The sequence below is a fragment of the Nostoc sp. DedSLP04 genome, assembly GCF_034530775.1.
Classification (GTDB): domain Bacteria; phylum Cyanobacteriota; class Cyanobacteriia; order Cyanobacteriales; family Nostocaceae; genus Nostoc.
Genome location: NZ_JAVRCL010000108.1, coordinates 1 through 14145 on the forward strand (window position 1 = coordinate 1; position 14145 = coordinate 14145).

At 42.3% G+C, this 14145-nt stretch carries 11 protein-coding genes; 8 read left to right on the forward strand and 3 right to left on the reverse strand.

Features of this window, described 5'->3' with window-relative positions:
- The first annotated feature begins 101 nt into the window (after nt 1-101).
- From mnmE to RMX89_RS33540, 3 genes are all read left to right on the forward strand, one after another.
- A complete protein-coding gene (gene mnmE, locus RMX89_RS33530; RefSeq protein ID WP_322692009.1) occupies nt 102-1520 on the forward strand; it encodes a tRNA uridine-5-carboxymethylaminomethyl(34) synthesis GTPase MnmE in 1419 nt (472 codons plus the stop codon).
- 60 nt (nt 1521-1580) lie between these two features.
- Nucleotides 1581-2105 (forward strand): GNAT family N-acetyltransferase, encoded by a 525-nt coding sequence (locus RMX89_RS33535; protein ID WP_322692010.1) that lies wholly within the window; start codon nt 1581-1583, stop codon nt 2103-2105.
- 229 nt (nt 2106-2334) lie between these two features.
- Nucleotides 2335-2889, forward strand: coding sequence for a Uma2 family endonuclease (locus RMX89_RS33540; RefSeq protein WP_322692011.1), 555 nt, complete (start codon nt 2335-2337; stop codon nt 2887-2889).
- Between the two features lie 79 nt (nt 2890-2968).
- Here the strand turns inward: RMX89_RS33540 and RMX89_RS33545 are convergent, their stop codons facing one another.
- The 3 genes from RMX89_RS33545 to RMX89_RS33555 form a co-directional block, all read right to left on the reverse strand.
- The gene (locus RMX89_RS33545) at nt 2969-4432 is read right to left on the reverse strand and encodes a DICT sensory domain-containing protein (protein WP_322692012.1); all 1464 of its coding nucleotides are present in this window, start codon (nt 4430-4432) and stop codon (nt 2969-2971) included.
- Between the two features lie 239 nt (nt 4433-4671).
- Nucleotides 4672-6171 carry a UDP-N-acetylmuramoyl-L-alanyl-D-glutamate--2,6-diaminopimelate ligase gene (locus RMX89_RS33550; protein ID WP_322692013.1) on the reverse strand — a complete coding sequence of 500 codons (1500 nt, stop codon included), beginning with the start codon at nt 6169-6171 and terminating at the stop codon, nt 4672-4674.
- Nucleotides 6172-6224: 53 nt separating this feature from the next.
- Entirely contained in the window at nt 6225-6506 is a 282-nt protein-coding gene (locus tag RMX89_RS33555; RefSeq protein ID WP_322692014.1) for a glutaredoxin family protein, read from the reverse strand.
- 185 nt (nt 6507-6691) lie between these two features.
- Between RMX89_RS33555 and RMX89_RS33560 the strand changes: the two genes are divergently transcribed.
- The 5 genes from RMX89_RS33560 (at nt 6692) to cobA (ending at nt 13994) form a co-directional block, all read left to right on the forward strand.
- Nucleotides 6692-7705, forward strand: a complete 1014-nt coding sequence (locus tag RMX89_RS33560) for a homogentisate phytyltransferase (protein ID WP_322692015.1) — start codon at nt 6692-6694, stop codon at nt 7703-7705.
- A 3-nt stretch (nt 7706-7708) separates the two neighbouring features.
- Nucleotides 7709-8182 carry a tetratricopeptide repeat protein gene (locus RMX89_RS33565; RefSeq protein ID WP_322674788.1) on the forward strand — a complete coding sequence of 158 codons (474 nt, stop codon included), beginning with the start codon at nt 7709-7711 and terminating at the stop codon, nt 8180-8182.
- Nucleotides 8183-8609: 427 nt separating this feature from the next.
- Nucleotides 8610-10763 (forward strand): ATP-binding protein, encoded by a 2154-nt coding sequence (locus RMX89_RS33570; protein WP_322692016.1) that lies wholly within the window; start codon nt 8610-8612, stop codon nt 10761-10763.
- 310 nt (nt 10764-11073) lie between these two features.
- Entirely contained in the window at nt 11074-12303 is a 1230-nt protein-coding gene (locus tag RMX89_RS33575; RefSeq protein WP_322692017.1) for a tetratricopeptide repeat protein, read from the forward strand.
- A gap of 101 nt (nt 12304-12404) precedes the next feature.
- On the forward strand, nt 12405-13994 hold the full coding sequence (cobA, locus tag RMX89_RS33580) for a uroporphyrinogen-III C-methyltransferase (RefSeq protein WP_322692018.1): 1590 nt from the start codon (nt 12405-12407) through the stop codon (nt 13992-13994).
- The last annotated feature ends 151 nt before the right edge of the window (nt 13995-14145 follow it).

Here is a 14145-nt window from a genome sequence, read left to right on the forward strand (position 1 = left end):
TTATGAGTTATGAGTTATGAGTTATGAGTTATGAGTTATGAGTTATGAGTTATGATTTTTACTCCTAACTCCTCACTCCTCACTGTTAATAAAGGGCGCTCATGTCAGAACTGTTTGCTACTACTGGAACTATAGCCGCGATCGCCACTGCTGTTGTCCCCCAACAGGGTAGTGTTGGGATTGTGCGGGTGTCCGGTTCTCAAGCAATGACAATTGCCCAAAGTCTCTTTCATGCACCAGGGCGACAAGTTTGGGAAAGTCACCGGATTCTCTACGGTTACATTCGCCATCCCCAGACGCAACAAATAGTCGATGAAGCTTTGTTGTTGATGATGAAAGCACCCCGTTCTTACACCCGTGAAGATGTAGCGGAATTCCATTGCCACGGGGGAATTATGGCAGTGCAGCAGGTGTTGCAACTGTGTTTAGAAAATGGCGCTAGACTAGCGCAACCTGGAGAATTTACTCTCCGCGCCTTTTTGAATGGACGATTAGATTTAACTCAAGCCGAAGGTATTGCTGATTTAGTCGGAGCTAAATCGCCTCAAGCTGCTCAAAGTGCTTTAGCTGGTTTACAAGGAAAATTAGCTCATCCGATTCGGCAGTTACGCGCTAACTGTTTAGATATTTTGGCAGAAATCGAAGCTCGGATTGATTTTGAGGAAGACTTACCTCCGTTGGATGATAAAGCAATAATATCAGCAATCGATAAAATTGCCGCAGAAATAACTAGGTTATTGCAAACCAAAGATCGAGGTGAGTTGCTACGCACTGGTTTAAAAGTGGCAATTGTCGGGCGTCCGAATGTGGGTAAGTCGAGTTTATTGAACGCTTGGAGCCGGAGCGATCGCGCCATTGTGACTGATTTACCAGGTACAACCCGCGATGTTGTTGAATCTCAGTTAGTTGTTGGCGGAATTCCCGTACAAGTGCTAGATACAGCAGGGATTCGGGAAACAACAGACCAAGTGGAAAAAATTGGCGTCGAGCGATCGCGTCGTGCTGCCAATGCAGCTGATTTAGTCTTGCTTACCATCGATGCTTCCGCAGGTTGGACAGAAGGTGATGAAGAAATTTATCAAGAGGTACAACACCGTCCGTTGATTTTAGTGATTAACAAAATCGATTTATTAGAAGAAAGCGAAAGAACAACTCTTCAATCTAAAATCCAAAATCGTTCGACTGAGCGTAGCCGAAGTCCACAATCCAAAATTGTCACAGCCGCAGCCCAAAATCAAGGTATTGAAGCTTTAGAAACAGCAATTTTAAAAATAGTTCAATCTGGAAAAGTGCAAGCTGCTGATATGGATTTAGCCATCAACCAAAGGCAGGCAGCAGCCTTAACTCAAGCTAAAATATCTTTAGAACAAGTGCAAGCAACAATTACCCAGCAGTTACCTCTGGATTTTTGGACAATTGACTTACGAGGTGCGATTCAAGCTTTAGGGGAAATTACCGGAGAAGAAGTAACAGAATCAGTTTTAGAGAGGATTTTTAGTAGATTTTGTATTGGTAAATAAACTATAAAAATTTTTGTTGAATTTTACTGTTCTTTTACTCAAACTTCGATTGATAACTAAATGTACATCTCAATTCGTCAAGCAACTATACAAGATACGGCGATCGTTTCGGATGTGCTATTAGAAGCAGCTTTGTGGCTCCAGCAGAGTGGTAGACCTCTGTGGCATGAGAGTGAGATTTTGCCAAAAAGTATATCTAAAGATGTTGCTAACGGCTTGTTTTTTATTGCTGAGTGGGCAGGTGAACCAGCTGGTACAATCAAGTTTCAACTAGAAGATTTACTTTTCTGGCCTGACATTTCTCAGGAAGATTCAGCATTTGTACATCGTCTTGCAGTTCGACGGCATTACTCTGGCGGTAAAGTCTCTTCAGCACTTCTAGCTTGGGCTGTTGAACAAGCACAAACACTTGGCAGACATTATTTACGTCTAGATTGCGACGCTTCACGTCCACGCCTTAAAGCAGTATATGAACGTTTTGGTTTCCGTCATCACAGCGACAAACAAGTTGGTGCTTATTTTGTCTCTCGCTACGAATATAAAATATCTCCAATGTATAAAATGCGTAATATCATGTCCGCATAATTAGTTATACTAACCACAGTCATTACACCCCACCCCCAACCCCTCCCCGCTCTTCGGGAGGGGAGACAAAGCGCAGCTTTGGCGGGGTGGGGTTCTTCGGGTTTAATAAGCAATCAAGCGGACATGATATAAGTCCTAAAAACAATGTCTGATGAGCTAGCCGGTGCTTCATTCTAAAATCAAAGTAAACCTCTTGTTTAAGTGGTAGAAAAAAGGCTAAATAAGGATTATGACCGTAACTACCTATAAATGGACAATTAAACGTTATCACCAAGCAATAGAGGCAGGTATTTTTGACGACCAGCCCATTGAACTATTGCGCGGCGACCTCATTGTTATGCCTCCAGAACGAGAATCTCACGCCTACTACAACACAGAAGCAGCTGATTATCTTCGCACACTGCTCGGTGAACGGGTAAAAATCCGCGATGCAAAACCCGTTACCTTACCCAACGATTCAGAACCTGCTCCCGATGTTGCGATTGTCAAACCTTTAGGTGAGGTCTATTTAGAACACCATCCTTACCCAGAAGATATCTTCTGGGTAATTGAATTCTCCAAAGCCACTATTAGCAAAGATTTAGGTGACAAAAAAGACATCTACGCTGAGGCTGGTATTGTTGAATATTGGGTTGTCAACCTGAAGATTCCGCAGTTAAAAGTATTTCGTGACCTAAAAAATGGGGAATACAAAACCGAACTGACATTAACTACAGGTACTATTTCACCCCTAGCCTTTCCTGATGTATTCGTCCGAGTTGAGCGCCTTATAAGTAAGACCTAGTACAGGGTATTATGGAAAGGGCCTAGGAGTTATAAGTTATGAATTATAAATCGATCGCTCATAACTCATAACTTATAACTCATAACTCATTTTCTGTCGCGATCGCTCTTGGCATATTACCAGCAGTTGCCAGTTGCACTGTAAAGGTAGAACCTTCAGATAATTTACTTTTTACAGAAATAGATCCACCACAGCGCAGCAGCAATTGCTGTACTATCGTTAACCCTAACCCAGCACCACCATAATCTTCGGTTGCTGCTGTACGCACGCGATAAAAGCGATCGAAGATTTTAGGAATTTCGTTTTCGGCAATACCGATACCTGTGTCGCGGAATTCTAATTGGACATAATCGCCTTGATTACGGGCACGCACCCATACTTGACCTCCATTAGGGGTAAACTTAAGACTGTTGTGCAACAGATTAATCACAATTTGCCTTAGCTTACCAGTCACGCACCAAACAGATGGGAGTTCAGTCGGTACGGTGTAGGCTAGCATAATTCCTTTTTCTTGGGCTACAGGTTGGTAAGTACTAACTACTCCAGGTACTATATCTGAGAGACGCACCAACTCCAAAGTCGTCCCGTCAAAATTCTGTTCTAGCTGCACCAGTTCCAAGAAACCAGTAATCAGGGAATTTTGCTGATCGCACTGGGTATTTAACATCTGTAAATAACGTTGTCGTTGCGGGGGTTTCAGATTAGGGGAATTTAATAACGAAAGTGCTGTCTTCATGTGTGTCAAAGGTATACGTAGTTCCTGACAGACATTTTTCAGGTATTCATCTTTGAGTTGCTCTTTGTTGTGCAGTTCTTGATTTTGCTGTTCCAACTTATTAGTACGTACTGTGATGATTTGACGATTAATTTCATCTTGTCGGAGGAGTTGTTTTGCCAACAGTTGATTCATCAGTGCAGGTTGGGGCACGGTTGGACAAATAAAACTAGCAGGTAAAATTGAGGATGATTCTGGTGCAATCGCCTGTTGGATACTATTTAATACTTGCTGAATTACTCTCCCCTCAACAGTAGTTATAATCAGCAATGGCTGGTTTTTATTAGTATTTACCTTCCCCGATGTCTGATTTTTACGTTTTTTAAGTGGTCGATGAGCCAAAATTAAACTGCAAAACTGTGGCGATAACACCATCAGAAAGTTTTCCCGCCGCATTTGGCTATCTGGTGGTAGATGAACGGGGACATAATTAGATGATGGGGATGAAGGAGATGAGGAGATATTTAATCTTCCCTCTTCCTTATCTTCCCCTGCTTCCCTTTTCCTACTCTCGTCAATCTGGCAACTATAAATCAGACTAGACGCACCTACCGAGGATTGATAACGCGCTAATTCTGATTGCCAAATTTTATCTGGTGGTAGCTTCACCCAGAGAGTGGCTGCAATTTGCTGCTCAATGAGTAAGTCAATTTGCGCTCTCACCAGTGATAGCAGAGTAGCAGGACTGAGGGACAATGGTTTCGGAGGCGCTTGCACTCCCATAACCAGTTGATAAACAGACAGATCCTTAGCCAGAGAAACATTCATGAGTCAAGCACAACTTGGATGAAGCAAGAAATAATTCTGTCTTCGATTTTCACCTTTATATGTGCATTTTTTACAAAATCACCACGGAAAAAAACATTAACTATAAAAAACTCTATCCACGAGGGGATGGGGAAGCAGGGGAGCAGGGGAGCAGGGGAGCAGGGAAGAAATTGCAGTAAGTTTTTCTCCTCTGCCCCTCTGCCCCTCTGCTCCCCTGCCTCTTCCAATGCCCAAATTATTTATTGTACGTTAAGTCTTTGCTGTAAAGCCTCGCGTGCGTGTTCTCGGTCGTCAAAATGGATTTTTTCGGTGCCTAGAATTTGGTAATCTTCGTGACCTTTACCAGCAAGCAGCACTCCATCACCGGGTTGTGCTTGTAAAATAGCGGTACGAATTGCGATCGCTCGATCGCAAATTACTGTTGGCTGCACTGTGTCAGCTATTCCCGCCAAAATATCTTGCAAAATCCTTTCTGGATCTTCAGTGCGGGGATTATCTGATGTCACCACTGCCACATCAGCTAACTCAGCAGCAATTTTACCCATTTTTGGGCGCTTAGTGCGATCGCGATCGCCTCCACAACCAAATACACAAATCACTTTTCCAGGTATAAACGGACGCGCAGCTTTTAATAAATTTTCCAAGCTATCGGGCGTGTGGGCATAATCCACAATCACGCTAATATCTTGCTCAGTACTAATCTGTACCCGTTCCATCCGTCCGGGAACTCCAGGGAACTCAGGTATCACAGCTGCCACTAACTGCAAATCTAGCCCTAAGTGTAAAACTGCTCCTACGGCTGCTAAAAGATTTTCTAAATTATATTGTCCGACTAGGGGCGATTGAAAAGCCACATCACCTTTTGGTGTATGTAATGTCCCACTAACACCATTTGGCTGGTAACTTAAATCGCTCATCCATAAATCGGCGCTGTTGTCGTTGACGCTGTAACTCCAAACCCGTTCGGAATCTAACGAGGCAATTAACCGCTTCCCGTAGGAATCATCAGCATTAATTATTGCCCGTCCCTTGAGATAATTAGGACTAAACAATAACGCTTTGGCAGCAAAGTAATCTTCCATATCGCTGTGATAATCGAGATGGTCTTGAGTAAGATTACTAAATACCCCTACCTCAAATTCACAACCCAACACTCTACCTTGGGCCAAAGCGTGAGAACTGACTTCCATCACCCCAAACTCACTACCAGCCTTTACCGCCTCTGCTAGCTGCTGTTGCAGTTCCACTGCAAAGGGTGTAGTGTGGGCAGCAGTTTGCTCAAAACCTGCCCAACGAGTGTAGAGAGTTCCCATCAAAGCTGTAGCTAAATTAGCTTTGTTGAGGAGAAATTCAATTAGATGAGTAGTTGTAGTTTTGCCATTTGTACCAGTTACGCCTACCAACTTGAGTTTTCGCCCTGGATAACCGTAAAAAGCACTGGCTATCTGCGCACAAGCTTGAGTAATATTACTTGCACTAATGACCACAGCCTGATTTGTAGGAGGATTTTTTTGTGCAGCTTCGGGAGAAACGATCGCAGCTACAGCCCCCGATGCGATCGCACTTTGCCAAAATTCCCCACCATCAACCCGCGTTCCTGGCATCCCAATAAACAAATCACCCACACGACAAGCATGGGAATTCGTCTTTAAACCCCTAACTTCCACATCCTCTAAAGTTGGATAACTAGGCAATTGCTCAACACTGTCTACCGCCGTTAGTAATTCCCGCAATTTCATTTTGTGAACCTCGTCACATTCTTGATCTTGCGCTTATTCTGCATTATTTTTTTCTAATTGACCAAATACTTACGCAACATTTGCTCTAACTGCTGCACACTAGCACGAGGAGAAGGACGCGGCAATGGTTTCTCACTTCCTTCCTCATCTTCTATGCCTCTGTAGTTCGATAAATAAAGTACCGGGACTTCATACTCATACGCAGCAAACCAATCTTCACGAGTCGTAATATCCCTAACTTCCAACTCGAAACTGAGATTTTGGATTTGTTCTAGCTTTTCTTGCAAGCCTTCACATAAATGACAGCCGGGTTTACTGTATAAAATTAATTGCATTCTTGATATGAGTTGGCGCAAGAAGTTATAAGTTTAGAATAACGTAGACGCTTGGGCTTGTCGCAGGCTACCGCAGAGGGCACAAAGGAGAAGGGTGAAAGCTCATTGATTCATGAAAGTAGTCTAATGACCAAATTCTGTGACAATGATTAACAACCAATCAGAATACTGTATTTAAGCTACTCATGAGCCAAAGTTCTCAAAACAGCCCTTTACCAGGCAAACCTGTTCAATCATATTTCCAGTGGTTATACGCCTTCTGGAAATTCTCTCGCCCTCACACAATTATTGGTACAAGTCTAAGTGTTTTGGGTTTATATTTAATTGCCATTGCCATCAGTAGAGACGCGATTAATCATATCTCTACAGACGCGATGAATCGTGTCTCTACAAACGGGATGAATCTTGTCTCTACGTATTCTGTATTCCCTGTCTTTGGTGCATGGATTGGTTGTCTGTGTGGCAATGTTTATATTGTCGGGCTGAATCAATTAGAAGATGTAGAAATTGATAAGATTAATAAGCCTCATTTACCCTTAGCGTCTGGTGAGTTTTCTCAGCAAACTGGGCAATTAATTGTTGCTTCTACTGGGATTTTGGCGCTGGTTGTGGCGTGGCTAACTGGCCCGTTTTTATTGGGTATGGTAGCAATTAGTTTGGCCATTGGTACTGCTTATTCTTTACCACCAATTCGCTTAAAACAGTTTCCCTTTTGGGCGGCGCTGTGTATTTTTTCGGTGCGCGGTACGATTGTTAACTTAGGGTTATATCTGCATTACAGTTGGGCGTTGCAACAAAGCCAAACAATTCCGCCTGTGGTATGGGTGCTGACGTTATTTATTTTGGTGTTTACCTTTGCGATCGCCATCTTTAAAGATATCCCGGATATGGAAGGCGATCGCCTCTACAATATTACTACTTTCACCATCAAACTTGGCCCTCAAGCTGTGTTCAATCTGTCTCTTTGGGTAATAACTGCCTGTTATCTGGGAATAATTCTGGTTGGGGTGCTAAACGTTGCCTCAGTTAACGCCATATTCCTGGTAGTTACTCATTTGGGGCTGTTGGCTTGGCTGTGGTTGCGGAGTTTGACGGTAGACTTACAAGATAAAAGTGCGATCGCTCAATTCTACCAATTTATCTGGAAACTCTTTTTTATGGAATATCTGATTTTTCCTATCGCCTGTCTTTTGGCTTAGACAATGCTAGAAACCTTTCCTACTAGTTCGATTCTCGCTGCTGTTGTAGTTGTTCTGAGTCTGTCAATCCTTGGCTATTTCGCTTGGAAAACTTTGATTACCTCAGACTTGTTTCAAAAAGGTATCAATCTTGCCCAAGCAAAAGATTACCAAGGTGCAGAAGCCGCTTTTCGCAAAGTGATTTCTATCAATTCTACTAATGACGTAGTGCGCTTGTTTTTGGGAGATGTTTTAAACCAGCAAGGGCAAGTAGAAGAAGCAACAGAATTATTTCGGGAAGTAATTCGCCGCAGTCCGAAAAATCCTGATGCTTACTTGCGTCTGGCGAATATCCTCATGCAGCAAGAGCGAGAAGAAGAAGCTAAAACTAACCTGCAACAAGCTAAAGATTTATTACAAAAACAGCGCCAACCTGAAAAAGCTAAAAAAATCACTCAGCTGTTAGATAAAATGAGTGCTAAGTCAAGCGAATCTTAAGTTGAATGAGAATTGCAGAGATTAAGTTTTCCTGTTGTGTCTCCTAATTTTTTGCCATTCCCATCATTATGGTGAGAATGGTTTTTATTTGGTAGCTATTGTATACGATAATTATGTCCGCAAGTTTTGCCAGTTTGACCTATCTCTTCACAGCCCTTACATTTGCAATGCAATGCGCTACAAGCTCCATAGCCACAATTAATTTATTTAGACTTTAAAAGATAAAATATTAAAAATTTTAAATGATTTATTTTTGCAAAATAGCGATGATTATAATAGTCTTTTTGGCTTGTAAAGACATATTGTAGTTTACTTAAGCATTAGAGAAATTAGACACACTGTATCACTAATATTTTAGTACTAAAATATTATTAAGCAAGGGTAGAAATTTAGTAGTAGATTGTTTAGATTAAAGAATCCAGTATTTATGTCAAATATAATATCAGAATTGTGGACTAACTTTTTTACATCAGAATCATTTATTCCACATGGACATTGTTATCTATGGCAAACGAATTTAGTTTGGTTACACATATTATCTGACGCATTCATTGCACTAGCTTATTACTCGATTCCAGCTACACTCTTCTACTTTGTCCGCAAGCGACAAGATTTGCCTTTTGATTGGATTTTTCTACTATTTAGTGGATTTATCGTAGCTTGCGGCACTACTCATTTAATGGAGATTTGGACACTTTGGCATCCAATCTATTGGGTGTCGGGGTTTCTCAAAGCAGTAACTGCCACAATATCTGTAATTACCGCGTTAAAGCTTGTACCTTTAGTTCCTCAAGCATTGGCACTTCCTAGCCCTACTCAATTAGAACAAGCAAATCAAGAACTTCAAACACAAATAAGCGAACGCTTATGGGTAGAAGAGGAACTGCGAAAATACCAGAATCATCTCGAAGAAATGGTTGCTGTTCGCACCAATGAAATTACTCAGACTAACGAACAATTACAACAAGAAATTCTTGAACGCCAACGCATCTTAGAAGTTCTCCGGCAAAGCGAAGAACGCTACCGTTACTTGGCTGAGGCAATTCCTCAACTTGTTTGGACAACGAAACCTAACGGTGAATGCGATTATTTTAATCAAAATTGGTGCGAATACACTGGGCTAACGTTAGAACAATCTTTGGGTTCTGGTTGGTTGGCTGCATTGCATCCAGATGATGTGCAAAGAGCCGATAAAGTGTGGTCTGATGCTGTCAAAAATAGCACTATATATAACAATGAATATCGCTTTAAACGAGCTGCTGATGGCTCTTATCGTTGGCAGCTAGCGCGAGGTTTACCACTTAAAGATGAGCAAGGTTTTGTAGTCAAGTGGTTTGGAACCTGTACGGATATCCACGAACAAAAACAAATACTTGAAGAACGAGCGCACCTACTGGAATTAGAACAAGTAGCACGAGCGAAAGCAGAAACAGCCAATCGAATTAAAGATGAATTTTTAGCCGTCCTCTCTCACGAACTACGCACTCCACTCAACGCAATTCTCGGCTGGTCAAAGTTGTTGCAAACCCGCAGATTAGACCCAACAAAGACATCTGAAGCCCTAGCCACAATCGAGCGAAATGCTACCTTACAAGTTCAACTCATTGAGGACTTGCTGGATATTTCCAAAATTTTACAAGGTAAACTGACGCTGAATATCACGAAAATTAATCTAAAGTCCACGGTATTGTCGGCATTACAGACAATGCAGTTAGCAGCAGAAACAAAGTTGATTGAGGTAAATACAGTATTTGAACCGGGTGTGGGACAAATTATGGGCGACTCGACTCGTTTGCAGCAAGTCGTCTGGAATCTCCTTTCTAATGCAATCAAATTTACACCTAGAGGAGGAAAGGTAGAAGTGCGACTTCAGGAAACTGATGGCTATGCTCAAATAATTGTTAGCGATACGGGTAAGGGAATTAGCGCTGACTTTTTGCCATTTGTGTTTGATTACTTTCGCCAAGCAGATAGCACCTCTACGAGAAATTTTGGTGGATTAGGACTGGGATTGGCAATTGTGCGTAATATCATCGAAATGCATGGCGGCATCGTCAAAGCAGATAGCCACGGTGAGGGTCAAGGGGCAATATTTACTGTTAGCTTACCGCTTCTGCCAGATGAAAGTTCAACGCTGATGGATGGACAAAATTACCCTGCATTCTTAGCTTTTAACTCCTTACCTCTGAATGGCATCAAGGTTTTAGTTGTCGATGATGATATTGATTCACGAGATTTTGTTGCTTTTGTATTAGAGCAAGATGGGGCTTTTGTGATGGCAGTATCTTCCGCTGAAGAAGCATTACAAACTTTAGCAGATGTCAAGCCAGATGTGTTGGTAAGCGATATTAGTATGCCCGATATGGATGGCTATATGTTAATACATGAAGTGAGAACTCTAACACCAGAACAAGGTGGGCAAATTCCAGCAATTGCCTTGACTGCCTTTGCAAGAAACGATGACCGCGAAAAATCCTTAAAAGCTGGGTTTCAGATGCATTTATCTAAACCTCTGAACCCAGAAAAATTAATTGCAGCGATTGTTAAATTGATGGAAAAAAAAGTTTCTGTAAATACCTAAAAATGACTTTTTACTTTTAATAAATTACCATCTATTAGACTTCTTGCATGAATTAAAGAGCTTTCACCCTAAATCCCTCTCCCACGCTTGGGAGAGGGACTTTGAAATGTCTCTTGTGTACAAATAGCCATTTATATGAGATTACACTTGTATCAAGTTAGTTTAATCACTTATAATTCCAGCTATAACCTCGCCAAAGCTACACTTTTGTCCTAACAACAAGTGAGGAAGGGCTGAGATAAGGTTTTTTGACGATCGCAATTAGCCAAACTTGACATTATATGTAAACCAAGCAGGTAAGGTAAGAAAAATGCTGAAAAACAAGAATCTACTGGTAGCAGCTATTATCTGCTTGTGTTTGAGTAATGGGAGTACTGCCTTTGGTCAAAATGTTGGCGTTATTTTAGCAAAAATTCACAACTCTACTCAGTCCGCAGTTATTCGGAACAAAAACGCAGTTGCTAACTTCGAGCAAGGAAGCAATCTCTATAAACAGGGAGATTTAAAAGGAGCAGAGGCGGCTTTTCGGAAGGCAATTGAACTAGAACCCAATTTTGCACAAGCTTATATTGCCTTGGGAAATACTCTCGACGATCGAGGTAAACCACAAGAAGCGATCGCTCAATACAATAAAGCCATTAGTCTCGATCCTCAAGACTCTAGAGCATATTTTAATTTAGGTTTGACTTTAGCAAGACTGAATCAATTAGAACCTGCGATCGCCCAATACAAAAAAGCCATCAGCCTTGAACCCAAGTATGCTGAAGCTCACTATAACTTAGGAAACGCTTTCTACGCTCAAGGCAAGCTAAAAGAAGCAGTTACCGAATATACAGCAGCTATTCGCCTCAAACCAGACTATGCGCCGACTTACACCCGTTTAGGAAATGCTCTCTACGATCGAGGTGAGCTAGCAGAAGCAGTTACCCAGTATAAAAAATCTATTAGCTTCGATCCCAACTATGCAGACGCTTACTATTACTTAGGAAACGCCTTGTACGCTCAAGCAAAGCCAGCAGAAGCAATCGCCAACTATACCGAAGCCATTCGCCTCGCTCCGAAAAATCCAGCAGGTTATAATGCCTTGGGAAATACTCTATACGCTCAAGGCAAACTAGAAGAAGCGATCGCACATTACCAAAAAGCCATCAGCTTCGCTCCCAACTATGCAGACGCTCACTATAATTTAGCAAGTGCTTTTTACGCTCAAGGCAAGCTCACAGAAGCAATCGCTGGCTATACCGAAGCGATTCGTCTCGATCCCAAACACGCACAAGCTTACACAGGTTTGGGAAATGCGATGGACGATCGAGGTAAACCTCAAGAAGCGATCGCACATTACAAAAAAGCCATTAGCCTCGTCCCCAACGATGCATTCACTTACTATAATTTGGGAATAACTTTGGGAAGACAACAACAGTCAAAAGAAGCGATCGTTAATCTCAAAAAAGCCAGAGAATTATTCCAAGCTGAGAAAAACAAGGAGATGATTGAGCAAGTCGATCGGCTAATCCAAAAAATTAATACGCAAACGGATTGAATAAAGGGATTGGGCATGGGGCATTGGGCATTGGGCATTGGGCATTGGGCATGGGGCATGGGGCATGGGGCATGGGGAGAATGACAAATGACAAATGACAAATGACAAATGACAAAGGCAAAGTCTACCTCGTAGGTGCTGGGCTTGGAGATGCAGCATACCTGACAGTAAAAGCTTACAATCTTTTAGCTGCTGCTCAAGTGCTAGTCTACGATGCTCTAGTAGATGCTCAATTATTGCAGTGCGTACCAAATGATTGTCTGAAATTGGATGTCGGGAAACGCGGTGGCAAACCCAGTACAAGCCAAGCCCAGATTAACAAGTTACTGGTAAAACATTGTTTGCAAGGAAAACAAGTTATACGGCTCAAATCAGGCGATCCGTTGATTTTTGGGCGTTGTACTTCCGAAATTGAAGCATTGAAAGCATCCGGTTGTGATTTTGAACTAGTACCAGGAATTTCCTCAGCCCTCGCAGCACCCTTATTAGCAGGAATTCCCCTAACAGATCCGGTGTTAAGCCGCACTTTTGCAGTGCTTACAGCTCATGAACCAGAGATTTTAGATTGGGAAGCACTGTCACGCTTAGAGACACTGGTAATTTTAATGGGAGGGCGACATCTAGGAGAGATTGTAGATCGACTGGTGCGGCATGGGCGATCGCACTTAACACCCATTGCGATCATCCGTTGGGCAGGAACTCCCGAACAACAAATTTGGACGGCGCAACTGGGCAATATTCTAGAACAAACCGCCGGATTATCCCTTTCTCCGGCGGTAATTGTGATTGGCGAAGTTGTTGGGCTACGCAAGTACTTACAACCTGAGAAAATAGATTGTCAGGTTTCTACTACAGGCAAAACTTTTAGCCCCCCTGCTATGTCAAGCAATTTCCCCCTATCTCCCCTTACTGGTAAAATGATCTTGGTAACACGCTCAATTGGGCAATCGAGTCAATTTAGCGATCGCCTCATTGCATCAGGTGCAACCGTCATCGAAATGCCTACCTTAGAAATCGGCCCCCCCTCCAGTTGGGAAGCTTTGGATCGTGCGATCGCTCATTTATCTGACTTCGACTGGTTAATTCTCACTTCTACCAATAGCATAGACTACTTTTTTGAAAGGCTAACTACGCAAGGTAAAGATAGCCGTGCCTTAGCTGGCATTAAAATTGCCGTCGTTGGTGAGAAAACAGCCCAAAGTCTCAAACAACGCTCTCTGCAAGCAGATTTTATTCCCCCCAACTTTGTTGCCGATTCTTTAGTGGAAAATTTCCCAGATCGATTAGATGGTAAAAAGGTGTTATTTCCCAGAGTTGAAAGCGGCGGCAGAGAAGTTTTAGTTAAGGAATTAACTCTTAAAGGAGCAAAGGTGATAGAAGTTGCGGCATATCAATCTTGTTGTCCTAGTAGTATTCCACCTGCGGCAAAGTTAGCTCTCCAAAACCGCAAGGTAGATGCAATCACCTTTGCCAGTTCTAAAACTGTACAATTTTTCTGTCAACTTACTAATAATATATTTGCCAACAACTCTGATGCTAGCCAATTATTAGAGGGAGTTTGTATTGCCTCTATCGGCCCCCAAACCTCTAAAACCTGCCATGATTTATTCGGACGCGTGGATGTAGAAGCCGAAGAATACACTTTAGATGGTTTAACCCAAGCACTGATCGCATGGGCGACAAATTCTTAGATAAAAAAGCAAGGGAGCAGGGGTTCTTAGATGAGGGAGCAGAGGAGCAGCACTTCGGCTACGCTCAGTGACCGAGGAGCAGAGGAGAATAACTACTGACAAATGACAAATGACAAATGACAAATGACAAATGACAAATGACAAATGACAA